The organism is Corynebacterium callunae DSM 20147, assembly GCF_000344785.1.
Lineage (GTDB): Bacteria > Actinomycetota > Actinomycetes > Mycobacteriales > Mycobacteriaceae > Corynebacterium > Corynebacterium callunae.
Window position 1 is genome coordinate 445508 of record NC_020506.1, and the last position, 23915, is coordinate 469422.

The following is a 23915-nucleotide window of genomic DNA, read 5'->3' on the forward strand; positions in this document are numbered from 1 at the left end:
TGATATGGAGATAATAGAGCCCATGCGGGTAGCAATTATTGCAGAGTCCTTTCTTCCGAATGTAAACGGAGTAACCAACTCGGTACTCCGCGTTTTGGAATACTTAAAGGCCCATGGCCATGAGGCTCTGGTGATTGCCCCGGGTGCCCGGGATTTCGAAGAAGAAATCCCGCATTACCTGGGATTTGAGATCGTGCGAGTACCTACCGTGCGGGTTCCGCTTATTGATTCCCTCCCCATTGGTGTGCCACTGCCATCGGTTACCACCGTGCTGCGTGAATACCAGCCCGATATCATTCACCTAGCTTCCCCATTCGTTTTGGGCGGTGCAGGCGCCTTTGCAGCCCGTCAATTGCGTATCCCTGCAATTGCTATTTATCAAACCGATGTGGCTGGCTTCTCCCAGCGTTATCACCTTGCGCCTTTGGCTACTGCCAGCTGGGAATGGATTAAGACCGTTCACAATACTTGCCAGCGCACTCTCGCACCCTCTTCAATGAGCATTGATGAACTGCGCGAACACGGCGTAAATGACATTTTCCACTGGGCTCGTGGAGTAGATTCCCACCGCTTTGATCCAGCTAAACGTTCCAAGCAATTGCGTCGCAGCTGGGATCCCAGTGGCAAGAAGAAAATCGTGGGCTTTGTAGGTCGCCTAGCTTCTGAAAAGGGAGTGGAACGCCTGTCTAGCCTTTCTGGTCGTGCAGACATCCAATTGGTCATTGTGGGCGATGGCCCAGAGGCCAAGGATCTGCAAGAAATGATGCCGGATGCAATCTTCACCGGCGCTTTAGGTGGCGAGGAACTAGCTCGCACCTATGCTTCCCTCGATCTTTTTGTGCACCCTGGTGAATTTGAAACCTTCTGCCAGGCTATTCAAGAAGCTCAGGCCTCTGGTGTACCAACCATTGGCCCACGTGCTGGCGGCCCAATCGACCTTATTGATGAGGGCGTTAATGGTCTGCTGCTTGACGTTGTTGGTTTTAAAGAGAATCTGCCAGCAGCAGCTGAATGGATTTTGGATTCCTCCCGCCATGAGACCATGCGCAAGGCAGCTCGCAATGGTGTGAAGAACAAAACCTGGGATGCGCTCTGTAGCCAGCTGTTCCAGCACTACACCGATGTTATTGAGCTTTCTCACCGCGTACCCTTAACCTTCTTTGGCCCCAGCGCTGAAGCTGCAAAACTGCCAGCGTGGGTTGCTCGCGCCCTGGGTGTGCGCGTGCGCTCCAGCATCGATGCTTAACCACTGCCTAAAAGTAGTACTTAGAAATAGCATTATTTTAACGCCAGCCTTCTATTAAGGAGGCTGGCGTTTCTTCGGGCGGGGGAGAGAGTAGGATTAGCGCCCATCAATTGCACAACCTCATAACAGGGAGCGCGTGAGTGTCCTCACCACAGATAAATACCTCAGAAGATATCAGGCAGCCAGGTGAAGAAGTTCACCTCAAACGTGGCCTGAGCAACCGGCACCTCCAGCTCATTGCAATTGGCGGAGCAATTGGCACCGGACTTTTTATGGGCTCAGGAAAAACCATTTCAGCAGCTGGCCCCTCCGTCATCTTGGTCTACGCAATCATTGGCTTTATGCTCTTTTTTGTCATGCGAGCCATGGGGGAGTTGCTACTTGCAAACCTCAGCTATAAATCATTGCGCGATGCTGTTTCCGACATCTTGGGACCAGCAGCCGGCTTTGTAACTGGCTGGACCTACTGGTTCTGCTGGATCGCTACTGGCATGGCAGACATCGTGGCAATTACCGGCTATGCCCAATATTGGTGGCCAGAGATTCCACTCTGGTTACCTGGCATTGTGAGCATTGCACTGCTCTTTGTACTGAACCTGGCAGCAGTTCGCCTCTTTGGTGAAATGGAATTCTGGTTCGCCATTGTCAAAATTGTGGCCATTGTGGCACTTATTGCTGTTGGCTTTTATATGGTGGTCACCGGATTCCAAGAACCCAATGGCGCCACCGCAAAATTCTCAAACCTCATTGAGCACGGCGGATTCTTCCCCAATGGCATCACTGGCTTCTTGGCTGGTTTCCAAATTGCCATCTTCGCCTTTGTGGGCATTGAGCTAGCAGGCACTGCAGCCGCAGAAACTGTAGATCCGGAAAAGACCCTGCCTCGCGCAATCAACTCCATCCCAGTGCGCATTGTCATCTTCTATGTCTTGGCACTGGTTGTCATCATGATGGTGACCCCATGGAATGAAGTAAGCCCGGAAAGTAGCCCCTTTGTGCAGATGTTTGCTTTGGCAGGTATTCCGGCAGCAGCGGGCATGATCAATTTTGTGGTGATTACCTCGGCAGCTTCCTCTGCCAATAGTGGTATTTTCTCCACCTCTCGTATGCTTTATGGATTGTCCTTGGAAGGTGCTGCACCGCGTCGCTGGAGCAAGCTTTCCGATAGCCAGGTACCAGCACGAGGACTTATTTTCTCGGTGATCTGCCTGATCCCAGCCCTGGGTATGCTCTATGCCGGTGGCACTGTTATTGAGGCCTTCACCTTGATCACCACCGTGTCTTCGGTGCTGTTTATGGTGGTGTGGTCTTACATTCTGGTGGCTTATATTGTCTACCGCCGGCGCACCCCGCAGCTTCATGAACAATCCATCTTCAAAATGCCTGGTGGAGTAGCCATGGCTTATGTGGTGTTGGTGTTCTTCGCGGCCATGCTGGTGGTGTTGTCACTGGAACCAGATACCCGTTCTGCCCTCATTGCTACCCCAGTGTGGTTTATCCTTTTGGCCATTGGTTGGTTTGCAGCTGGTGGATCTAAGGGAGCCGCCCAGCGCAGCAGGATTAAACCCCGCGACACCATCAGCCACTAGTGCTCGGATAGACTGAAGAACGTGGCTAAGGCATCTTTGGACAAGGACCCCTTCGACGTTGCATCAATGTTTGATGACGTCGGAAAAAATTATGACCTCACCAACACCGTGCTTTCCTTTGGTCAGGACCGTGTATGGCGCAAACGCACCCGCGAGCGTCTAGACCTCAAACCAGGTGAAAAAGTTTTGGATTTGGCAGCAGGTACTGCGGTCTCCACCGTAGAGATGGCTAAATCCGGCGCCTGGTGTGTGGCCTGTGATTTCTCGCAGGGCATGTTGGCAGCAGGTAAGGATCGTGACGTTCCTAAGGTTGTTGGCGATGGCATGAAATTGCCTTTTGCCGATAACTCCTTTGACGCCGTAACCATCTCCTATGGCCTACGCAATATTCACGATTTCCGCGCGGGTCTGCGCGAAATGGCGCGTGTAACCAAGCCTGGTGGACGTTTGACGGTGGCGGAGTTTTCCACCCCAGTTATCCCGGTTTTTGGCACCGTGTACAAGGAATACCTCATGCGTTTTCTACCCCAGGTGGCGCGCGCGGTATCTTCCAACCCTGAGGCATATATCTACCTGGCAGATTCCATTAGGGCATGGCCCAGCCAAGCAGAGCTAGCCAAGGAAATTAATGCTAATGGCTGGTCTGATTGCGGTTGGCAAAACCTCACCTTCGGAATTGTGGCCTTGCACTCGGCTATCAAACCAGAGGCTTAAAACTAAGAGAATCAAAAAAGTACTGCTCTCCTCAATTCCCGAGGAGAGCAGTACTTTTTTAAATGGTGGAAGACCACAAAGGCGCACCCTTGAGGGCTTGCTGCATGGTGGAACCAGCCAGGCGCCAACCGCGCGCCAAAAGATCTTTATCCTCAGGCGTAATCAAATTGCCCATAAGACGAGCAGCAGCCGGCATAATCGCCTTCTGTAAAGGACCTCGGAAAGCCAATGGGCCAGTGATTGGCAAGAATTGCGGATACGTTAGCAGCCGTGCTGCGGTGCGTGCTAAGAGGAAAGTTTCACCATAGTGTTCCCGCAAAATATGTGGCCATAAAAGGGTGAGGTCGCGCCGGGGATAGGAACTAAGCGTTTCGACGGCCAACGCCGCGGTTTCCAGGCCATAGTCGATGCCTTCACCATTGAGAGGGTTAACACAAGCTGCAGAATCACCAATAAGCATCCAATTGGAACCAGCCACATTAGATACCGCACCACCCATTGGGAGCAGGGCAGAGGTGACATGTTGTTCCTCGCCCAAGCCCCATTCCTCACGTTGTTGAGCGGCATAAAAGCTTAAAAGCTTTTTGGTATTGATACGAGCCGGGCGCTTATCGGTGGACAGTGCACCACAACCAAGATTGACGGTGCCATCACCGAGCGGGAAGATCCAGCCATAACCTGGCTGCACCACACCTTGTTCATCGCGCAATTCCACATGGGAGTGCATCCAAGGTTCATCGGACTTGGGGGAGGTGCAATAAGAACGCGCCGCGATGCCATAAACCTCATTGCGGTGCCACACCCGTCCTAGCTTCTTGCCAAAGGTAGAGCGCACACCATCGGCCACAATGACATGGCCGGCAGCTACCTCATGAGACACACCGCCGTAGTTAATGCGTACTGCTGCTAAACGAGAGCCCTTAAAAATGGGTTCTTCGGCGGTGGCATTTTCCCAGGTGCTCACTTCCGGGTGGGATTGCGCCAGGCGGAAGAGGAGCTCATCAAAGCTATGGCGAGCCATCGCTGAGCCGACCGCGGTGGGGTAGGAGGAAGGCCACGGGGCGGTGACAGAGCCACCAAAACCGTGAAGCTTAAGGCCTTTGTTTGAGTAATTTTTTAGGAGCTGATCGGCTACTCCTAAATTCTCTAGCTGATGCATGGCGCGTGGAGTAAGTCCATCTCCGCAGGTTTTATCCCGGGGGAAGGAGGCGGCGTCGACAAGCAAAGTTTTAAGCCCAGCGCGCGCGGCGTGGACGGCGGCTGCAGCGCCCGAGGGGCCAGCCCCGATGATTAAAACGTCAAAGCTATCGCCCTCTTTAGGGGCGGGAGAAACATCAGATGTTGAAGACACGTCCTCTATTGTCGCAGGAATTGGCGCAGGAAGACTAACCCAAGGTGCTTGAAAGGGCTGCTGTGGACTACGGTTAATTGAAAAGCATTATGTCCATTTCCCTGGATTGGCTTACCTGCGGTACCCACAGGTATGTCTAAATCCACACTCGATCACCAAAGGTAGCGATGAATGAGTAGCGGCCGAACCGTTCCAACCCGTTCCCACGGGCTCGGAAAAGAAGGTGCCACCGGAAGCGGAGCATCTCAGGTCGAGTTTGGTGATCCCGAGCTTACGGCCGAGATCAACCACGCAATGGTGCAGGTAGAAGAGCTTCTGCACAAGGAACTATCCTCCGGACAAGAGTTCCTGGTGGATAAGGTCATGCACCTCACCAAAGCCGGTGGCAAACGATTCCGCCCAATGTTTGCTTTGCTGGCATCTAAATTTGGTGAAAAGCCACTTTCAGAGGACGTCATTAAAGCGGCTGTGGTTGTGGAAATCACGCACCTGGCTACCCTCTATCACGATGATGTGATGGATGAGGCGACTATGCGCCGCGGTGTGCCAAGCGCCAATGCACGCTGGGATAACTCCGTAGCAATTTTGGCCGGCGATATTTTGCTCGCCCACGCCTCCCGACTGATGAGCCAGCTGGGCACTGAGACAGTGGCGCACTTTGCCGAAACCTTTGGTGAATTGGTGACCGGACAGATGCGCGAGACTATCGGACCCCGCGATACCGACCCCATTGAGCACTATATGGAGGTTATTCGGGAGAAAACCGGTGTACTTATTGCTTCCGCTGGTTATCTGGGTTCCTTGCATGCAGGTGCTGCTGCAGAGCATATTGATGCCCTGAAGAAATTTGGCGCTGCCATCGGCATGATCTTCCAGATTGTTGATGACATTATCGATATTTTCTCTGAAACCCATGAATCCGGTAAAACCCCGGGTACTGATCTGCGCGAAGGCGTTTTTACCCTGCCAGTGCTTTATGCCATGCGTGAAGAGACCGAAGTTGGTGCGCAGCTGCGTGAGATCCTCACCGGCCCGCTTACCGACGATGAAACCGTGGAAAAGGTCTTGGCCTTGCTTTCTCAATCCGGCGGCCGTCAGGCGGCGCTGGATGAGGTTTATCGCTATATGGATATCGCCAACGCAGAGTTGGATCGTTTGCCCGATAATTCCGTCAAGGATGCACTGCGCGAACTAGCCACTTTTACAGTTAAAAGAGTCGGCTAAAAACCCTGTTTTCTGGCTCTGAGCAGCCGATTTGCACTTTGGTCGGGGTGTCATAGTAAAGTATAGAGCGCACCAAGCAAGGTGCTCGCCAGATTGCCCGAGCGGCCAATGGGAGCGGACTGTAAATCCGTCGGCTTGCGCCTACGTAGGTTCGAATCCTACATCTGGCACAATCACCCGCTGAATTTTCTTCGGAAAGTTCAGCGGGTTTTTGCATTCCCAAAAGTGGCGTTTATCGGTACTTCTGAGCGTTTTTCAGTGCTTTTCGACGCGGCCTGCTGCCTCAGTGTGTGGGGTAGTCGCGCCCTTAAAGGTTAAAAGGTGGCTTAGGGTGCTTAAAAATAGGCTTTAAACTGCAATTTTGTGTTTTCCAAACTTCACGCTAATCTACATAGGACTTCAACGAAGAGCGCGGAGAAATTCTCGCTTATTGTTTATGAAGTTGATGCCCCCTTAGCTCAGTCGGTAGAGCGTTTCCATGGTAAGGAAAAGGTCAACAGTTCGATTCTGTTAGGGGGCTCTTTTGCATTTCTGGGGTAATTTTAACCTGCTAAGTTGTACACTTTTCTCCACTTGTGGGAGGTGTCGGCGCGCAACTGGCTGCTCCGGAAAGCAAAAAGTTTTGTCGCAGTACCTTTAACCCCAAAAAACTGCCAACATGCTGCAGATTTGTGTTGATGTGTAAGTTCGGGTTAAAGTTCTTAAGGCTTCAACACAGCGGGGGAGTTAAAAATAACTCGCTCAACGTATGTGAAGTAGATGCCCCCTTAGCTCAGTCGGTAGAGCGTTTCCATGGTAAGGAAAAGGTCAACAGTTCGATTCTGTTAGGGGGCTCTGTTGTTTTCCTTCTATCGCAGAAGTTAAGCAATGTGGCGGTGTAGCTCAGTGGTAGAGCAAGCGACTCATAATCGCTGTGTCGCGAGTTCAATTCTCGCCATCGCTACCGCGGAAATTCCTTTAAGGAAATGACGTCGCTTCTAACTACAGAGTAATTTGCAGTTGGAAGTGGCGTTTTTCGCAAAGATTCAGGCAACTGGTATGGTTGTTTGTGTTGCAGAGGGGCGTAGCTCAATTGGCAGAGCAACGGTCTCCAAAACCGTAGGTTGCAGGTTCGATTCCTGTCGCCCCTGCAAAATTTTTAATGAGGCACCCAGTCTAAATTAGACTGGGTGCCTCATTTTTCATTCTTAGCAGCGTTTTTCATGGCTTTGTAGCCTGAGAAAGATCTTGTATTTATTGCGAGGCTTTGAGCAAGTGGGGTATTCTCAAAGGCTGAACACAGGGGCCGTGAATGTGCTGGGAAAAGTCCTAAGCATAAAAAAATTTCACACCTGGCCGAGTAGTAATTTTGAGGAGTGTCGTGAGCGACGAGCAGAACACTGGCGTAGGTGGAACTTCGCGTCCAACCGGTAAGCGTCAGCTGTCGGGTACCTCAACCACCACCGCCTCTAGCACCGAGGCAAAGCAGGTTTCCGCACCAGCAAAAACCACCGGATCGGGTGAAACCAAATTCGGCGGGGGAGTGGCTTCTTTCCTGCCTGAGGTAGTTTCCGAGGTTCGTAAGGTTATTTGGCCAACCGCAAAGCAGTTGGTTGTTTATACCATCGTCGTTTTGGTATTCCTCATCCTGCTGACTGCCTTGGTTTCCGGCGTAGATTTCTTGGCAGGTCTCGGAGTTGAGAAGATCCTTACTCCATAGCTAAGATAGAAATATCTTTTAAAGTCCCGCTGTTTCCGCTGAAGGAAACGGCGGGATAATTTATTGCCCACGGTGACCACTGTGAGGCGTTGGATGTAATTGCCTGTTCCGCGCAGTAGCATGGAACAAAAAGCTAAGGCAGATTAAAACATTCCCGCGCCACTCAAGTGGTGAGCTGGGTCCGAGGGTCTTTTTTACACAGAGGTTTGGAGAACACGCACAATGAGCGATGAGAACAACAACGAGTTCGCAGTTGAAGAACAGACTGTCCAGGAAGCCGATCTAGATATTGCCGCCGGCTTTGATGAGGACTTCGCTACTGCACAAGACGGTGCAGAGGTAGAGGCTCAGGATGTAGATGCTGAAGCTGAAGACGCTGACGTTGATCTGGCACAGGCTGCAGCTGCATTGGGCGATACTGATGAGGTTGACGCCGACGCAGATTACAAGGCTCGTCTGCGTAAGTTCACCACCCAGCTGAAGAAGCAGCCTGGCGCTTGGTACATCATTCAGTGCTACTCCGGATATGAGAACAAGGTTAAGGCCAACCTTGATATGCGTGCTCAGACCCTTGAGGTTGAAGATGACATCTACGAGGTTGTTGTCCCAATCGAGCAGGTCACCGAAATTCGCGATGGCAAGCGCAAGCTGGTTAAGCGCAAGTTGCTGCCAGGCTACGTGTTGGTCCGCATGGACATGAATGACCGCGTATGGTCCGTTGTTCGTGACACCCCAGGTGTTACCAGCTTCGTGGGCAATGAAGGCAATGCAACTCCGGTCAAGCACCGCGACGTCGCAAAGTTCTTGATGCCTCAGGAAGCCGCAGTGCTTACCGGCGAGGCAGCAGCGTCTAGCGCTGAGGGCGAGCAGGTTGTGGCAATGCCTACCGACGCTAAGTCCCAGAAGGTCTCGGTGGACTTCCAGGTTGGCGAGGCAATCACCATCCTTACCGGTGCTTTTGCTTCTGTTTCCGCAACCATCTCCTCCATCGATGCTGATAACCAGAAGCTGGAAGCCCTAGTTTCTATCTTCGGCCGTGAAACCCCTGTTGACCTGGCCTTCGATCAGGTTGAAAAGGTCAACTAAGCAGTATTTTTAAGGTTGGAAATTTTCTAACTTGCCCCGTAGTTGCAGAGTCATTTTCAGGCTTTGGAACTACGGGGTTTTGCGTGTAAAGTAGACACTCGCGTGTTTTTTAATACGCATATATACATTCATCCCCGGTGGCCCGGTTACGCTAAGATCCACTTTTTCTCTTTTTAGGTGGTAGCGGGACCGAGCATCCGGACGACGCAGGTGGGGTTTCATCGTCCCATCGACCGTCGGTAACAAGGAAGCAGGTCAAACGATGGCTCCTAAGAAGAAGAAGAAGGTCTCCGGCCTCATCAAGCTTCAGATCCAAGCAGGTCAGGCTAACCCAGCTCCTCCAGTGGGTCCTGCACTTGGTGCACATGGTGTTAACATCATGGAATTCTGCAAGGCTTACAACGCTGCAACTGAGAACCAGCGCGGCAACGTGATCCCTGTTGAGATCACCGTCTACGAAGATCGTTCATTCGACTTCAAGCTGAAGACCCCACCAGCAGCCAAGCTGCTGCTGAAGGCTGCTGGCCTGCAGAAGGGCTCCGGCGTTCCTCACACCAACAAGGTCGGAAACGTCACCATGGCTCAGGTTCGCGAGATCGCTGAGACCAAGAAGGAAGATCTCAACGCACGCGACATCGACGCTGCTGCAAAGATCATCGCTGGTACTGCTCGTTCCATGGGCATCACCGTCGAAGGCTAATTTTTAGCCTTCCGTTAAGAAATTTTTACTGTGGCAGGGCCAGCTCCGGCCCGCTAAACCACAAAATTCCATGAAAGGGAATTCATAATGAGCAAGAAGTCAAAGGCTTTCCGCGAAGCCGCTGAGAAGATCGACGCTGGTCGCATCTACTCCCCAATCGAAGCTGCAGAACTCGTCAAGGAGACCTCCTCCAAGAACTTCGACGCTTCCGTCGACGTTGCTATCCGCCTGGGCGTTGACCCACGTAAGGCTGATCAGCTTGTTCGTGGCACCGTCTCCCTGCCTAACGGCACCGGTAAGACCGTCCGCGTTGCTGTTTTCGCACAGGGTGAGAAGGCTACCGAGGCTGAGGCTGCAGGCGCTGACTTTGTTGGCACCGATGAGCTCGTTGAGAAGATCCAGGGTGGCTGGACCGACTTCGACGTTGCAATCGCAACCCCAGATCAGATGGCTAAGATCGGCCGTATCGCTCGTGTCTTGGGACCTCGTGGCTTGATGCCTAACCCTAAGACCGGCACCGTAACCAACGATGTTGCTAAGGCAATTGAAGAGGTTAAGGGCGGCAAGATCTCCTTCCGCGTTGACAAGGCTTCTAACCTGCACGCATCCATCGGCAAGGCATCCTTCGATGCGAAGTCTTTGGCTCAGAACTACGGCGCACTCCTCGACGAGCTGCTTCGTATCAAGCCATCTTCTTCTAAGGGCATCTACGTCAAGCGCGTTACCCTTTCTTCCACCACCGGTCCAGGTGTTGAGATTGATACTCACGTAACCAAGAACTACGCAGGCGAGGCTTAAGCTTCTTGTTTGTGCTCTTAACTGAGTAAATAAAAGTACCCACCACAGTGAAAACTGTGGTGGATACTTTTTTGTCTATTTCAAGGTGGACTTTGCGGCCGCAGCCTGTGTCGCCCGGCGGCGTTCCCGGCTAATTACTGCAAGTGCCAGCAATAGCGGAATGCTGATCAACAACAAAGGCTTGGTATAAATTGCTGCCTGTTGGGTAGGGATTTCATCCATCGAGGGCATGTTGGGATCAACTGCTTGCTCTTTGCTGTCGCTAATCAGCTCAGCGTTATCGCCAGCAGCCATGGTCTGATCGATCCACTCACGTTCTTCAAGAAGTGGCGAATAGAGAGCTCCGGGGCTGGGGCGGTACATATTTTTGGTAGAAAGCGTGGCAGTAAGAACTTCAGCTAGCTGACCATTGATAAATAATGGGCCACCGGAATCTCCACCTTGGAAACCAGCTTTGGAGTCGGTGTTGACATGTACCGAGGTTGAACCTCCTGTAATGCCGCCCTCTGCAATCTGCTCCACCCGCACCGACGTGCTGGGCAAGATATTGGAATGACGGGCAAGTTTGCCATTTAGACTCCAACCATAACTTTGCCCGGTGTCGCCCACAGCTGGGAGGTCATTGGACAAAGGGATGGGAGTGATGTTTTCTACTGGCTGTGCCAGGCGTGCCAAAGCTAGATCGCCAGCCGCTGGGAAGCTCCAACCAGTCACATCATAGGTCTGGGTGGAATCACCTTGACCAAACCGGACCTGGGAGCCCGGTTCGCCGAGCTCAAAGCAGTGCCGGGCGGTCAACACCCATTGCTTATCGACGAGGGTTCCGGTGCAATCGCCAAAGGCACCGATTTTACCCACCTTGATGGAAGCGACGGCATTGGCCTCTTTGATATTGCTTGCGGGCTCAGCATATTCCAGGGCTTGGGCAGGAGCACCCAGGCCAGCGCAGAGCATGATTGTTGCAGCCACCATGAGGGGTGTTTTTATAAATCGCATATCTTCTATGTCCGTTTTCTTCAATTAGGCGGAAGTTTGGCTGAACTCAGGAGCAGTATTTGCCTGGCGGGGTTGTGGGGAGACCACAATGAGGTTGATGCACTTGGCCATGAGCCATTCCAAAGGTCCCTTGGCAAAAAATTGCTTCCACACCAGGGCCAGTACAATTCCCGCGACAATGCTGACTAGCGCCGCCGTGGTGGATTCATGTGCCACATTGTTTTGGATATAGGTAGCACTGAGTACATGTAGGCAATACATGGTCAAGGGCATGGAACCAAAAGCGACAAAAGGCGCATTGAGTAGGCGGGGAAGTCGTGGGGCTCCCAATAGACAAAGGGTGAGGACACTCCAGCTGGCAGCGATGGAGACAACCACCTCAGCAGGTGTTCCGGTGTGGCCATTAAAGTTCGCTTGCTCGGGAAGGCTTTCATTAAAGCGCAATGCAAGTCCTGCGATTGCCACCAGTGTGGCAATAATTCCGAGGAAGGCAAAAACATCAAGCCCTGCGATCTTTTTTTGGTGTTGGCGGATGTATACCCTATGGAGACATACTCAGTGGACATAAAGACTATGTTGCACCAAGTTGGAAACTGCTTTTTTACAACACAATGTCGCAGAACTGTAGATCATAGCTGGTACTTTGCTCCCTGGCTGCGCGTAACACAGGGCGCGCAACCCCTTCCTGGGGTTACCCGCAAGTCGTGGACAGTTAGTTAAGCAACATTTTCCAGGACAGTGACATCTGCCTGGTGGTATGCATTCTCGAAATCAACCGGGCTCTGATACCCAATCGATGAGTGCCGGCGCTGCCGGTTGTAAAAGATCTCAATCCAGCGTGCAACCTCACGACGAGCTTCGTTCCGGGTTACCCGCAAGTCGTGGACAGTTAGTTAAGCAACATTTTCCAGGACAGTGACATCTGCCTGGTGGTATGCATTCTCGAAATCAACCGGGCTCTGATACCCAATCGATGAGTGCCGGCGCTGCCGGTTGTAAAAGATCTCAATCCAGCGTGCAACCTCACGACGAGCTTCGTTCCGGGTGACCCATTTTCGCCGGTCGTAGAACTCAGTTTTCAACGTCGACCAGAATGACTCCGCCATCGCGTTATCAAAGCAGACTCCGGTACGTCCCACCGACTGATCAATATGAAGCTCTTGGCAGACCTGGTAGAGCTGCTCACTGGTGAACTGCGTTCCACGATCTGCATGGAAAACAAGGTCATCAGGGACCTCACCACGTAGTGTGTGCGCCATCCGCAGCGCCCGTTCCACCAGGTCAGTGGTGTGAGTGGCATCCATCGCCCAGCCCAGCACTCGGCGGGAATGTCCATCCCGGATTGCACACAGATACAGCCAGCCTTCGTAGGTCACGCAGGTAGGTGGTATCCGAGATCCAGACTTTGTTGAGTTCACCTGCGTCCCAGGTACGTTTCACCAGATCTGGGAAGCTGTGGGTGGAGGTGCCCGGGATCGTGGTCACCGGCACCCATGACCTTGGCGAGATGCCCTCGATCCCCATCCGGCGCATCGCTTTGGCCACGGTCTTTTTATCCACGAGGATTCCCTCATCATGCAGGTCACTGGTGATCCTGGGTGATCCGTAGGTCTGGCCTGATGCGTCCCAGAACGTCCAGATCTTCTCATCGAGCTTCTTCTGGAACTCCTCCCGGGAATCCTGCCCGGCGGCTTTCCTGTCCTGAATTTCAGCCCACTTATAGTACCCAGACCGAGACACCTTCAACAGTCTGGCCATCCGGGAAACGCTGTAGCTCGCCTTCTCCTGGTGCATCAGTTGGAAGCATTCTACTTTGGATGCTTGCGAGCGAAGAAGGCTGCTGCTTTTCCCAAGAACTCGTTGTCCATTTTCAGTTCAGCGATTTCCTTGCGCAACCGGGCAAGTTCGGCCCGTTCATCAACTTCCAGCTCCCCTGTGGGGAGCTCACCGCTGCGTTCACGTTCAGCTTTCACCCAGCGGCCCAGAAGTCCTGGATTCACATTCAATTCGCGGGCGACTGCCGCGGCTGACCGGTCAGTATCGATGACCAATCGGGCGGCTTCCTGCCGGTACTCCGGGGTGTACTTTTTCCTTGTAGACATAGTGGTTGACATCCTCCTTGATGAGCCTGTGGCCCATCGTCATTAGGTGTCCACTATTCGAGGGTAACCTCATTCCGCTCTGGGCGGAGTGTGGATACTCTTAGGAGATGAATTTCGGATACCAACACACATGCATGATCTGCGGACTGCCCGCTGGCGATGGGTTCCTCATGATCGATCCTGGCCTTCTCCTTCAATCGGCCCGAAACGGAACTCTTGAAGCTTTTTCAGATGAGACTGGCTGGCCCGTCACTATGTGGCTCTCAGCATGCAAAGACTGCTCTTCCCACTGGGGTGACGATATGTATTACATCCATCTAGAGGCACTTCGCTGGCCTCACGAAGTTAATGATTGGGAGTCTCAGCTCAAGGCGAAAAACTGGTTTGCCTACTCTAACTGGGAGTTCTACGCGAACAAGATCCGCAATCAGCAACTAACGTAGTCGCCCCCAGGGTGGGGGCTAGCCAGCACGATCCGCCGTTGCTACTGGACAGAATGTACTCTATCAACACGTTGTGCACATGTCAGTGTCAGAAGTGACTGCAGCAGCACCAGGAAACTTAAGTCTATAAATTTCCTTTAATTTTTCCTCGACCTGCTGTTACATCGGCATCAGATTGTTTCAAAACCCCAAATTGAAGTAAAATTAAAAAATCAGCGAGGTCAAAACCTGACTGCTCAGCATCGGCCCCACCAGGAAGGGAAAGCATTATGCACTCTCAAGAACGGCGATCCACCTGGGTCGCTCAAGCTAATCACTCTCTATACCTGGAAGGCCTCCTAACAAGCAAGGAATATGACGGCGATGCAAATTCCTACGTTGTAGGAAAAATTAGCGCTGACCAGCTTGTAGAAAAAACACGAGCACGATTCGGACTTATTTAGAAGCCTTGTCAGTTCAGGATCCGTATTTGATACCAGGCAAATCTGTATTAAGAAATCTTATTGGAATAGATTCTGCAAAAGCCCTCTCCACAGCAGAGGCCGACCTGGTTAATGCTCGCACTATCCAATTAATGGATTCGGAAAATACTCGCTTACCTAATAGTCGAGACTTTAAAGAACTCAGCGCTATACATTTTCATCTTTTTCAAGATATCTACGACTGGGCCGGAAAATTACGCACGATTGATATGAGGCGTGGTGATGGAGAGTTTTTTGCCCCGTGCATATATCTTGAAAGGAACTTAATTTCTCTCTCCAGCCAATTAGCAGAGAAAAATTTTCTACGGATCAAAGATCGATCTACATTCATTAGAGAATTGACATATTTTTATGATCATCTCAACTGGATTCATCCTTTCAGAGAGGGCAATGGGAGAACTCAAAGACATTTCTGGTCGAGAGTCTCGGCTGATGCTGGATGGATCCTTGACTGGCGTCCGATTCATGGGGAGCTAGATGAAGCCAGTCGACAAGCTCGTGAAGATGAAGACTTTCAAATGCTCTACAGTGTTTTTGAAAAGGTCGTTGCAACAAGTAGGACCTAAAAATGCGGAAGAGCCTCTTTATGGTGCTGTTGCAAAGTTGGGGCAGTAGGAAGAGCGACGTGAAATAATCACAGCCATGGGTATCTTCTCCGGTCGTCATTTCCCCCGTGACATCATTTTGTGGGCAGTGCGCAGGTCACTGCCGCTACGGGGTGAGCTGACCTAAGATCTGGAGGAAATGATGACTTCAGCCGCGGCGTGCCGGTCGATCACACCACGATTCTCACCGCTGGGTCCAGAAATACGCCCCTGAGCTGGACAAGCACACTCGGTGGTACCGGCAAGTTCCTGACTGGCAGGCCAGTTCCTGGCGGGTGGATGAGACCTACATCCGGGTCGGTGGGAGGTGGTGTTACCTCTGATCTGGCGATCACCGCCGGTGGCCAGACCCTGGACTTTTATCTCTCCGAAGCGCAATGTCGCGGCAGCGAAGCGTTTCCTGGCCAAGGCCCTCAGATCCGATGCGTCAGCCGGGTACCCCAGAGTGATCAACACCGATAAAGCACCCTCCCTAGCCAGGGCAATCGCCGAGTTGAAGTCAGAGGGAATCTGCCCGCCAACAGTGGAACACCGGCAGGTGAAATACCTCAACAATATCCTGGAAGGTGGCCACGGTCGGCTGAAGCGGATCCTCGGGCCGAAAGGCGCGTTTAAGAACTTAGACATCTGCATATCGGACGTTGAAAGGGATGGAGGCGATGCACTCATTGCGGAAAGGGCAAGGCACGATGTTTGACCTCACGGGCAACCGAACCCGGACGCGGTGATCGTCAACCGGGTCTTCGAGACGGCCTAACAACGCCCACACGCAGCGACGATCAGGGAATGAGAAACTGGGTCTTCGCTGCTCTCCGCCCAACTTTGCAACAGCACCATCCTTACCCGGTCGGGTTCATCCTCCCGGGGTTGGGTGGGCGATGCGGGCACCACTGACAACGATTGTCGCACTCCACGTCTGACGGTTATATACCGTGAATCTCGAAAAAACCGGCTCAAACCGGTTAAACCTGCGGCAGCGGGGAAGCCCGGAGATGGAGATCGGTGAGGCAGGTGGCCCCGTCCGGCCCGGTGTCGAAGAAGGAATGGCCGGTGAACTCCCCGTGGGTGATCTCGATGGTGCCGGCTGTATCGCGCGGGAGCCAGTAGCCGATGAACCCGTTGTCGAAGGTGGTGGCATGCTCGGCGACGAGCACCGCGCCGGTGCCCGCCTCGATGATCTTCACCTCCACGGAGGCATTGCGCAGCTCACCCAGGCAGGTGGTCAGGCTGTGATAGAAGCAGTCATGAGTCTGGTTGATAAACGGAGCCACCGACACGTAGACGGAATCGGCGGGCATCTCGAGCCGGATCTCCTGATCTGAGTGGCTGAGAACCAATTCATCAGAGCGGACTATGGCCATCAGATCGTGCGGAGGGGCCTCGACGAGGAGGGTGTCCAGGTAGTCGATAATCCCGACGGTGTCCATACCTCCCAGATCGACCGAGGCGAGAAATTCCGCCTCCTCGGTGTTCGCCTGCGAGGTGGTGCACCCGGCCAGGGCGAGCGCGCAGACGGCGAGGAGGGCCGAGAGTCGGTTCATGGCAGATCCTCAATTTATGTTCACAAAGTGAAGCATAAAGATTACTACATGTGATCAGACAAAGATAGAGGAACACTCTTTAATAGGGCAGAGCTACGTGAGCTCATCGCGTCACGGCCGGCATTACTATGAGCAGCTGTCCCCGTCGGCCGGGGCCGTTTCGGGTTTTGGGACCTCAAGTGAGGAGTTTCTACGAACAAAGCCGTATGTTCATTACTGCACCTCTTCCCCGGCTGAGGGCTGGGGGCGGTTCGTCGTGGTGGGATCGGTGGGCGGGGTGATCTGCTCGTTCATCGCCTCCAGCTCGTCCTCGCCCCGATTTTCCGCGTCGTAGAGAACCGGGTCCTGCACCCCGTGCTCGCGCATGAGGGTGTCGAGCTTGAGGTGTATCGCCGCGCTGTCCCGGTTCTGGGTGTTTTGGATGATAAACACCATCAGGAAGGTCACCAGGGTGGTGCCGGTGTTGATGATCAGCTGCCAGGTATCAGAAAACCCCAGGACCGGCCCGCTGGCAGCCCACAGCACGATGGCGATGACCGCCACGATAAACACCCCGGGTTTGCCGAGGTAATCAGCGCTGGCGGTGGTAAACCGGGTAAAAGTTTCCCGGGCACCGGCCGGGGACAAATGATTCGGCATGACAGCCTCCTGACATAGGTCGGCCAACCTATAACCGACAGTGAATACAACCTGTTCATTATACCCGGCTCCTCCCGTAACCCGATGCCCAGGTCACAGGGACAGTCCCGGGGGCATCACCTTGCGGTGCCCGGCTGGTTGCCCTCGCTAGGCTGACACACACCCTGGAGGTGATGGAGGTGTCTCAGCGGTGCACCGACGCGGCGAGGCGGTCAGGATCATCTGCCCACCCTGGGTCGGCGGCACGGTTGATGGCCCGCCGGTTACCTGGCGGGGTGGACAAGGCCAAGAGGAAGGCAGGGACAAGGGATGACACGTGTGGGTATCTCGGGCAGGTTGCGCCTGGCGATGCTGAGTTACCGGTTCGAGGAGAGTCTGTTTCTCTACCCGGCGTTGATCATGTCGGGCGGGATCGTGCTGGCCGTGGTGGCCACGGTTGTTGACGACGCACTCGGTCACGGGACGCGGGTGCCGCTCACACTCACGATGAGCAGCAACGCGGCTACCTGGCTGCTGGCCACGGTGGCGGGGGCGATGATCACCACCGTCGGGGTGGTCTTCTCCCTGACAGTGGTGAGCCTGCAGCTGGCCAGCGACCAGTTCTCCCCGCGGGTGATGCGCTCGTTCATCCGCGACCGCCTGAGCCAACGGGTCATCGGCCTGCTGGTGTCGCTGACCGTGGCGGTGATCCTGACCCTGATCACGGTGGCGGGCATCATCGTCCACCTGGACCATCTGGCGCACGGGTTGCAGGTGGGCAATGTCGCCCGGGGCATCGCCCGGGAGGGTGAGGCCGTCGCCTCCGCACTCGATGACGTACCCGCCGGTATGCGCCAGGTCGATCCCCGGGATTTCCGCGACATCCCGGCGGAGGCGGTGCTTATCGACGCCCCGTCCAGCGGGTGGATCAGCCAGGTGGATCTTACGCGGGTGTTCGCGGTTGTCCCGCCCGGCACCGTCGTGCGCATGGAGACCCGGGTGGGCGCCTACATCCATTCCGGGGAGCCGTTGTTCACGGTGTGGCCGGAGCCTGACCACCGCAGCCGGAGGAGGCTGGCGGCGGCGATCGAGGTGTCCGAGATACGCACCATGCTCCAGGACGTGGACTTCGCCATCCGTCAGCTCGTTGACATCGGGCTGCGCGCGCTGAGCCCCGCGGTCAATGACCCGACCACCGCGGTGGAAGTCATCCTCCGTTTGGGCAGTCTCATGCGCACGGTGCTCACCACTTCGCTGGCGCCGCCGGCGTTGCAGGACGACGCTGACCGGGTGCTGGTGCAGCCGTGGAACCTCTCGCACGAGGAGTACGTCGCCCATGCCTTCGACCAGCTCCGGCAGATGTGTCTGGATCAGACCGAGGTGGCGGCCGCACTGCTGAGGGTCCTGAGGATGCTGGGCACCCATGTCCGCGAGGAGGGCAATCCTGACCTTGAGCCCGTCCTCCACCGGCAGATGCAGCTGCTGTTTGACGGGCTCGAGCGGCAGCCCGACCTGCATCCGGAGGACCTGCGCCGCCTGCGGGCGCTGACCTCCGGGGACACGGACCCCGCCGATCACAGTCGGTGACCCACCCCTTATCGACAGACCAGCTAAGCCAGAACGACACAGGCAGATTCCCGTATGCATCCTGGCGGGGTGTTTTCTGCCTGCCCGCACGGTGCCCAAAAAAACGGCAAGGACAAGGCCAGGGCGTCGGGGACCCGGATAAAGAGGGGGGAACAAGAGGACTACGGCCGGTGGGCGGTACTGCCCGAAGAACCCCTGTCGTCGGGGACTGGCGCATCATGGTCCTGGGGGTCATCGGCTTTTTCCGAGGTGGCAGCGTGGGAGTCCTGATTGTGGGTGGCGCGCAGTTCCCGGCCCTGGGATTCGAGCCGTTCGCGTATCTTCTGCTGTTTTTCCACCTTGGCGGTGTCGCGCGGGGGGAGCTGGATGTTATCTTCTGCCGCAATATCGCCCTGCAGCTGGCGGGCGCGTTCAACCTCGGCGTCGATCTCCACGCCCAGCAGCAGGACGATGTTGAACACCCACAGGGTAAACAGCAGGGCCATGACACCGCCGATCGTGCCGTAGGAGCTGTACCCGCCCAGGTACGAGAAGTACAGGTAGAGCAGGCCCGCGGCTGCGGCGATGCCGATGATCGCGACGGTCGAGCCCAGGCTGACCCACCGGAACTTCGGCTGCCGGACGTTCGGGGTGAAGTAGTAGAGCACGGCGATGAGGAGGACGAGCAGGACCAGGATCACCGGCCATTTCACCCACGCCCAGACGGGCAGGAAGGTGCCCATGAGGAAGTCGAGGACTCCGCCCAGGCCGAAAGATGCCGCGACGGGGCCGAGCAGCCCGGAGACCACGGTCTCGTTGAGCACGAGGCAGATGAGGATGAGCACGATCCCCAGCAGCAGGACAAGGGTGGTTGCCAGCATGGTGCCGGTCAGTGTGATCAGCCCGCGGCCCTCAGCACGCTCGTAGATGGTGTTGGTGCTGCGGGAGAACGCTTTCACGTACGCAGAGGCTGACCACAGGGCGGTGGCGACACCGATGATCAGGGCAACAATGCCGCCGGTGGTGGAGACGGTGATGGTGTCGATCAGATCGATGACCAGGTCCTGGTAGTCGGTGGGTACGTAGGTGGTGGTGAAGTCCTCGGCCAGGGTGGTCACTGCGCCCGCGTTGCTGGCCAGCACCAGGGACAGCAGGGAGAACACCGCAAGCATCGACGGTGCCAGGGACAGCACGGTGAAGTAGGTGAGCATGGCCGCCAGGTCCGTGCCGCCGTCGGCGAGGAACTCCTGCCCGGACCTCTTCACGGCGTATTTCCAGCTGGCGGAGGTGAGCTTCGTCGGAGAATCGGGTTTTGTGTCACTGTCGGGGGCGGGGGCGTCAACCGCGTCCAATGTGTCGTCGATGTTTTCCTGGACAGCCATGAAGGAAGATCCTCTCATCAGTCACATAACGGTGAGTGAATATGTCGGGGGTGGCAGGGGTGAGGCGGGGATGCAGTCAGGCCCTGACCGACCACACGGGGTCGGGCAGGGCCTGAACAAAAGCAGGGCGCGGTGCTTAGCGGCGCAGGGTGGGATCCTCGTCGATGTCACCGGTGATCTCGCGGTCGCCGTCGATCTCGAGTTCCTCACGGGCGACGTCCTCGCGGACGGTTTCGGTCTCCCGGACGGTCTCCTTGTGCAGACTGACCTCCTCGACCGGGACGGTTTCCTTGGTCACGGTCACCCGCTCCTCGGACAGGGTGATCGATGCCTCGTCTTCGGTGAGATCGCCGCCGCGCACAGCGTGCGCATCATCGGCGTCGATGGGGGTGCGTTCGATGCGGACTTCTTCGCGCTGGACGGGGACCTCGACGGTTTCGGTGTCGTGGACGACATACTTGCGCAGACGCACCTGGCCGGTCTCCACGCGCTGCTTGTCGACGTTGATCCGCTCCTCCGACAGCGTCATCGAATCAGCGTCCGTGGTGTCTACACCGGTGTCGACACGCTCGTGCTTACGCTCCACATCTACTCCGCCGGCCAGATCAGCGCGGTCACGGTCGTAGTCGGCGTGGTAGGTTTCCAGGTTGTCGGTGCCCTCCAGGCCGTAGTGACGGTAGATGACCGCCTGGTCCTCGTCGGAGAGGTGGGCCTCGGAATCAAAATCCGGGGCATCGGCGATGCGGTCCTTGGTGAACCCCAGGCGCAGCTCGTCACCGGTGAGCTGGTGGCCGCGCAGCGGCACCAGGCTGGAGCTCATGCCGAACAGACCGTGGCCGACCTCAACGAAATCGGGCTGGCCGGTGGCGTCGTTGATGTAGACCTGCTTGACGGAACCGAGCTTGTCACCGGTGCTGTCGTAAGCGGTGGCGTTGGCAAGCTCCTGGATGTTGCGGTTGACCATGATATGCTCCTTGGGTGTTCTCGATTGTCAGGCTGGGCGATCAGAACCTGCCACGAAAGCAAGATCCTACTCGCCACCTGAAGACGGACTTGCCCCAGTCTAGCAAGTCATCCGGCCACGTGTGTGATCAGAGACACAGTTGGTTGTCAGTTGACGGCCTTCCTTCAATGTTCTCACAGCAACACGGTGCCGACATGCCCTTCCATCCCCGCGCTGGGGCCGTCCGGAGTAGAACCCACCCGGTGGTCGGCGCCGGAGGAAGACGGCCCGGGTCCGGGCCACCATAATTTCCTAGATGTGATCTATTGATATTGTCGGGTTCGTGGAGGAGGGTGAGGAGGATGCTTACTGATCAGGATGTGTTGTATGCCTTCGGTATCCGCCTGCAGGTGGCCCGGGAGTCGGTGGGATTATCGGCTCTTCACGATCTAGAGTGCGTTGATCCGGTTTTGCAGCTGTCCGGAGTGAATCAGGCACCGCAAGATGTAGTTGTCCAGTTTCCTGAAGCCCAGAGCAATACCACGCAGGTGCTCGAGCCTGCCGTTGATCGCTTCCACAGGGCCGTTGGATGCGCCGATGTCGAAGTAGGCGAGCACGTCCTCACGCCGGCGCCACAGCGTCCGACCCAGCTGGGCGAGCTCCTCCAGCCCTGCGGGCAGCCTCTTGTGCAGGGTGTTAATGATCCGTTCCATCAGCTTCTTCCCCTCTGATTTCTTCGGATGCCCGTACGCCTGAATCATGTCCTGGTAGAACATCCAGGTCACCTCCAGAGCAACGTACTCATCGTCGGTGGCCCACAACAGGTTCAGTCGTTGCTTCTGCCGGACCGTGAGGTAGTTCGTCCTGCTCAATAGGGTGCGACGGTATTTGTACAATGGATCGTCCTTGCATCCCCGACGCCCGGCGGTCTCTCGCTGGAGTCGTTGCCGACAGCCGGTGAGTTTGTCCGCGGCCAGGTGCACGACGTGGAAGGGGTCCATCACTTTGGTGGCGGCAGGTAGTGCCTCGTCCACCGCGGTGGCGTAGCCGGCGAAGCCGTCCATGGTCACCACCTGCACATTGGTCCGGAATCCTGGGGTGCACTGATTGAGCCAGGTCCGTAGGACTTCTGCGCTGCGTCCCGGGCGCATGTCCAGCAGTCGGGCGGGCCCACGGCCGTCCACCAGTGGGGTCAAATCCACCAGGACCGTCACGAACAACGGGCTTCATTTCACAAATACGATCGTTTATCTGACAATCTTAGGAATCTTGGAACCTCAATATCGCCCATGCACCGCCCGCCATGCCGAGCTGTTGATAAGGGTGCGGTAACCTGCCCTGGCACGGTCATGGTTGCTCTTATATGCCATTGAAGTAAATGAAATGTTCGCTCTCAAAAGTATGGTAGTTGTACAGTATGACGGAAAAAGAAATCATAGACTTGCCGGACTCCCTTACGCCGACAGTGGTCGTTTATCAGAATGCTGATTTTGTCTCGGGATTACTTCAAGAGATCTATCAGGTTGGAATCTTAGAAGCCACAGAGACTGATATTGCCTCGACAGCCTCGAAGAGCAGTGAATCATCGAACAAAGCAGACGCATCTGGAGAAGGAAGATTCAATCTTCCATTCTTTAGTAAAGCGAATCTCAAAGTAGCTGGAGAGTATGCCCGTGCACAAGCGGAAAATGATGGAAGTATGGCATCCGATCGCCGAAAATTCGTTTATTCTCAGGCCTATTACATGGATCGAGTCCGCAATGCTCTCCGTGCATCTGAACAGGTACGGACCGTAACATCCCTCATGGATGCAGAATCCATCAGAGTGGGTGAATTCATTGAGTTTGAAGCCACATTCACGGCAAATGAAGCTAATGCGATTCTAGATATCCTTACCCCAGAACTAACGTTCGCTATCACTAGTTATCTCCATAAAGCAGAAGGAATTAGAGAAATACAAGAGATCTCAGACGATCTGGAGAAAAACAAAGGGGAAATCTCCGTAGATAAGATCTACAAAATTAGGGCTATTTATGATGCAAAAGCCCAAGATCAAGCTGAACTCGCTGCAGCGGTGACCGCTGCTATCAGAACAGACTTCCGAAGTGACAAAACTAAGGAATTCTACGCCACTATTGGTCAAGGAAATGAAGCCTTTACTGCGGTTACCATCTGTGATGCGGAACACTTTGTTTCTATAGATTCCGACCGTCTCCTTGACGGCCGATTTACTGTTTTGGCAAAGGTTATCGCTGATGCCAGTCAAGACGTACCCGTCCTTGCTAAGAATAAACTTCTACATCGGCTCGATATTAAAAGTATTAAAGAATCCTTGAGTTCTTTTGCTACCGATGTAGACGCTCAAGACTACGTAAACCTAGACTTCAAGACTCAAATCGAAGGCACATCAATCAGCGTTTTACCAGTGGCTATCTATATCTAACACATTATTTATAGAGATTGGATCTGTGTTCGTTTGGTAGATACCTTCATCCGTGTCCGCGTCGACACGATCTCCGAACATTGAAGCCTCTGGAAGATGCCAATGCTTCGGAAAATTACAGCCCAGTCAACTGCTCGCCATCCGCGACCAATGTCAGGTCGCCTAGCGTCGTCTCAATCTGTGTGTGTCGTAGGTTCGTCATGTTTATCACCTTTCCTCATTCACCGTGAAGACGCTCTAGGAACAGAAAACGTGAGATGACATCCACTATTACTCACTCGATCATGCTTTGCGAGTGCATCCGTCGCAGGATCTTCAGCTAGGAGATATGCCCTAGGGCCGTCGGGATATTGGCTACCCGCCTTCCGTGTTTTTAGTATAGTCGGT

At 54.7% G+C, this 23915-nt stretch carries 22 protein-coding genes, 5 tRNA genes and 4 pseudogenes; 19 read left to right on the top strand and 12 right to left on the bottom strand.

Translation table 11 applies throughout. From position 1 onward, the window contains the following. Window positions 1-22: 22 nt before the first annotated feature. From H924_RS02050 to H924_RS02060, 3 genes are all read left to right on the top strand, one after another. Window positions 23-1246 carry a glycosyltransferase family 4 protein gene (locus H924_RS02050; protein WP_015650306.1) on the top strand — a complete coding sequence of 408 codons (1224 nt, stop codon included), beginning with the start codon at window positions 23-25 and terminating at the stop codon, window positions 1244-1246. Between the two features lie 155 nt (window positions 1247-1401). After that, window positions 1402-2835: a D-serine/D-alanine/glycine transporter gene (gene cycA, locus H924_RS02055; protein WP_404825329.1), complete on the top strand. Its 1434-nt coding sequence runs from the start codon at window positions 1402-1404 to the stop codon at window positions 2833-2835. Between the two features lie 21 nt (window positions 2836-2856). Next, on the top strand, window positions 2857-3549 hold the full coding sequence (locus H924_RS02060) for a demethylmenaquinone methyltransferase (protein ID WP_015650308.1): 693 nt from the start codon (window positions 2857-2859) through the stop codon (window positions 3547-3549). A gap of 58 nt (window positions 3550-3607) precedes the next feature. Here H924_RS02060 and H924_RS02065 read toward each other — a convergent pair whose 3' ends face one another. Continuing rightward, a complete protein-coding gene (locus H924_RS02065; RefSeq protein WP_015650309.1) occupies window positions 3608-4900 on the bottom strand; it encodes a geranylgeranyl reductase family protein in 1293 nt (430 codons plus the stop codon). A gap of 171 nt (window positions 4901-5071) precedes the next feature. Here H924_RS02065 and H924_RS02070 point away from each other — a divergent pair, with 171 nt between their 5' ends. The 10 genes from H924_RS02070 (at window position 5072) to rplA (ending at window position 10407) form a co-directional block, all read left to right on the top strand. Next, complete coding sequence (locus H924_RS02070; protein ID WP_015650310.1) at window positions 5072-6124, top strand: polyprenyl synthetase family protein; 1053 nt, start codon at window positions 5072-5074, stop codon at window positions 6122-6124. 87 nt (window positions 6125-6211) lie between these two features. Beyond that, window positions 6212-6294: transfer RNA gene (locus H924_RS02075), tRNA-Tyr, on the top strand. Window positions 6295-6571: 277 nt separating this feature from the next. Next, window positions 6572-6644 (top strand) — tRNA-Thr (locus H924_RS02080). A 241-nt stretch (window positions 6645-6885) separates the two neighbouring features. Further along, a tRNA-Thr gene (locus H924_RS02085) sits at window positions 6886-6958 on the top strand. Window positions 6959-6995: 37 nt separating this feature from the next. Beyond that, window positions 6996-7067 (top strand) — tRNA-Met (locus H924_RS02090). A gap of 114 nt (window positions 7068-7181) precedes the next feature. Further along, window positions 7182-7254, top strand: a tRNA-Trp gene (locus H924_RS02095). Window positions 7255-7484: 230 nt separating this feature from the next. Next, the gene (gene secE, locus H924_RS02100; RefSeq protein ID WP_015650311.1) at window positions 7485-7823 is read left to right on the top strand and encodes a preprotein translocase subunit SecE; all 339 of its coding nucleotides are present in this window, start codon (window positions 7485-7487) and stop codon (window positions 7821-7823) included. 222 nt (window positions 7824-8045) lie between these two features. Further along, window positions 8046-8909 (top strand): transcription termination/antitermination protein NusG, encoded by an 864-nt coding sequence (nusG, locus tag H924_RS02105; protein WP_015650312.1) that lies wholly within the window; start codon window positions 8046-8048, stop codon window positions 8907-8909. A gap of 262 nt (window positions 8910-9171) precedes the next feature. Beyond that, window positions 9172-9609: a 50S ribosomal protein L11 gene (rplK, locus tag H924_RS02110; protein ID WP_015650313.1), complete on the top strand. Its 438-nt coding sequence runs from the start codon at window positions 9172-9174 to the stop codon at window positions 9607-9609. 87 nt (window positions 9610-9696) lie between these two features. After that, window positions 9697-10407 (top strand): 50S ribosomal protein L1, encoded by a 711-nt coding sequence (rplA, locus tag H924_RS02115; RefSeq protein ID WP_015650314.1) that lies wholly within the window; start codon window positions 9697-9699, stop codon window positions 10405-10407. Window positions 10408-10482: 75 nt separating this feature from the next. Here the strand turns inward: rplA and H924_RS02120 are convergent, their stop codons facing one another. The 4 genes and pseudogenes from H924_RS02120 to H924_RS02130 form a co-directional block, all read right to left on the bottom strand. Continuing rightward, entirely contained in the window at window positions 10483-11379 is an 897-nt protein-coding gene (locus tag H924_RS02120; RefSeq protein WP_015650315.1) for a S1 family peptidase, read from the bottom strand. A gap of 48 nt (window positions 11380-11427) precedes the next feature. Next, window positions 11428-11937, bottom strand: coding sequence for a DUF418 domain-containing protein (locus tag H924_RS02125; protein WP_081602457.1), 510 nt, complete (start codon window positions 11935-11937; stop codon window positions 11428-11430). Between the two features lie 182 nt (window positions 11938-12119). Then, window positions 12120-12272 (bottom strand): annotated as a pseudogene (locus H924_RS14470) (integrase core domain-containing protein); the annotation flags it as partial. Between the two features lie 24 nt (window positions 12273-12296). Then, window positions 12297-13517, bottom strand: a pseudogene (locus tag H924_RS02130) (IS3 family transposase). Between the two features lie 95 nt (window positions 13518-13612). Between H924_RS02130 and H924_RS02140 the strand changes: the two are divergent. Beyond that, window positions 13613-13948 (top strand): hypothetical protein, encoded by a 336-nt coding sequence (locus tag H924_RS02140; RefSeq protein ID WP_015650320.1) that lies wholly within the window; start codon window positions 13613-13615, stop codon window positions 13946-13948. Between the two features lie 124 nt (window positions 13949-14072). Here the strand turns inward: H924_RS02140 and H924_RS14055 are convergent, their stop codons facing one another. Further along, on the bottom strand, window positions 14073-14216 hold the full coding sequence (locus H924_RS14055; RefSeq protein WP_155861914.1) for a hypothetical protein: 144 nt from the start codon (window positions 14214-14216) through the stop codon (window positions 14073-14075). A 1-nt stretch (window position 14217) separates the two neighbouring features. Here H924_RS14055 and H924_RS14770 point away from each other — a divergent pair, with 1 nt between their 5' ends. The 3 genes and pseudogenes from H924_RS14770 to H924_RS02150 all read left to right on the top strand — a co-directional run bounded on the left by H924_RS14770 (window position 14218) and on the right by H924_RS02150 (window position 15792). Further along, window positions 14218-14391 carry an antitoxin VbhA family protein gene (locus H924_RS14770; protein WP_015650321.1) on the top strand — a complete coding sequence of 58 codons (174 nt, stop codon included), beginning with the start codon at window positions 14218-14220 and terminating at the stop codon, window positions 14389-14391. Between the two features lie 5 nt (window positions 14392-14396). Beyond that, window positions 14397-14996 carry a Fic/DOC family protein gene (locus H924_RS02145; protein WP_035108024.1) on the top strand — a complete coding sequence of 200 codons (600 nt, stop codon included), beginning with the start codon at window positions 14397-14399 and terminating at the stop codon, window positions 14994-14996. A 76-nt stretch (window positions 14997-15072) separates the two neighbouring features. Continuing rightward, window positions 15073-15792: pseudogene (locus H924_RS02150) on the top strand (IS6 family transposase). Window positions 15793-15997: 205 nt separating this feature from the next. Here the strand turns inward: H924_RS02150 and H924_RS14415 are convergent. From H924_RS14415 to H924_RS14655, 3 genes are all read right to left on the bottom strand, one after another. Further along, a complete protein-coding gene (locus H924_RS14415) occupies window positions 15998-16576 on the bottom strand; it encodes a CueP family metal-binding protein (protein ID WP_015650324.1) in 579 nt (192 codons plus the stop codon). 213 nt (window positions 16577-16789) lie between these two features. After that, window positions 16790-17215, bottom strand: coding sequence for a low affinity iron permease family protein (locus tag H924_RS02160; protein ID WP_015650325.1), 426 nt, complete (start codon window positions 17213-17215; stop codon window positions 16790-16792). 184 nt (window positions 17216-17399) lie between these two features. Beyond that, window positions 17400-17531 carry a hypothetical protein gene (locus H924_RS14655; protein WP_281167552.1) on the bottom strand — a complete coding sequence of 44 codons (132 nt, stop codon included), beginning with the start codon at window positions 17529-17531 and terminating at the stop codon, window positions 17400-17402. Between H924_RS14655 and H924_RS02165 the strand changes: the two genes are divergently transcribed. Beyond that, entirely contained in the window at window positions 17525-18781 is a 1257-nt protein-coding gene (locus H924_RS02165) for a DUF2254 domain-containing protein (protein WP_029703822.1), read from the top strand. The genes H924_RS14655 and H924_RS02165 overlap by 7 nt on opposite strands. 161 nt (window positions 18782-18942) lie before the next feature. Here H924_RS02165 and H924_RS02170 read toward each other — a convergent pair whose 3' ends face one another. The 3 genes and pseudogenes from H924_RS02170 to H924_RS02180 form a co-directional block, all read right to left on the bottom strand. Next, window positions 18943-20142 (bottom strand): YihY/virulence factor BrkB family protein, encoded by a 1200-nt coding sequence (locus H924_RS02170; RefSeq protein ID WP_015650327.1) that lies wholly within the window; start codon window positions 20140-20142, stop codon window positions 18943-18945. Between the two features lie 136 nt (window positions 20143-20278). Further along, window positions 20279-21106: a DUF2382 domain-containing protein gene (locus tag H924_RS02175; protein ID WP_015650328.1), complete on the bottom strand. Its 828-nt coding sequence runs from the start codon at window positions 21104-21106 to the stop codon at window positions 20279-20281. Window positions 21107-21534: 428 nt separating this feature from the next. Beyond that, window positions 21535-22302 (bottom strand): annotated as a pseudogene (locus tag H924_RS02180) (ISL3 family transposase); the annotation flags it as partial. 200 nt (window positions 22303-22502) lie between these two features. Between H924_RS02180 and H924_RS02185 the strand changes: the two are divergent. Further along, window positions 22503-23528, top strand: coding sequence for a DUF6414 family protein (locus H924_RS02185; protein ID WP_015650330.1), 1026 nt, complete (start codon window positions 22503-22505; stop codon window positions 23526-23528). The last annotated feature ends 387 nt before the right edge of the window (window positions 23529-23915 follow it).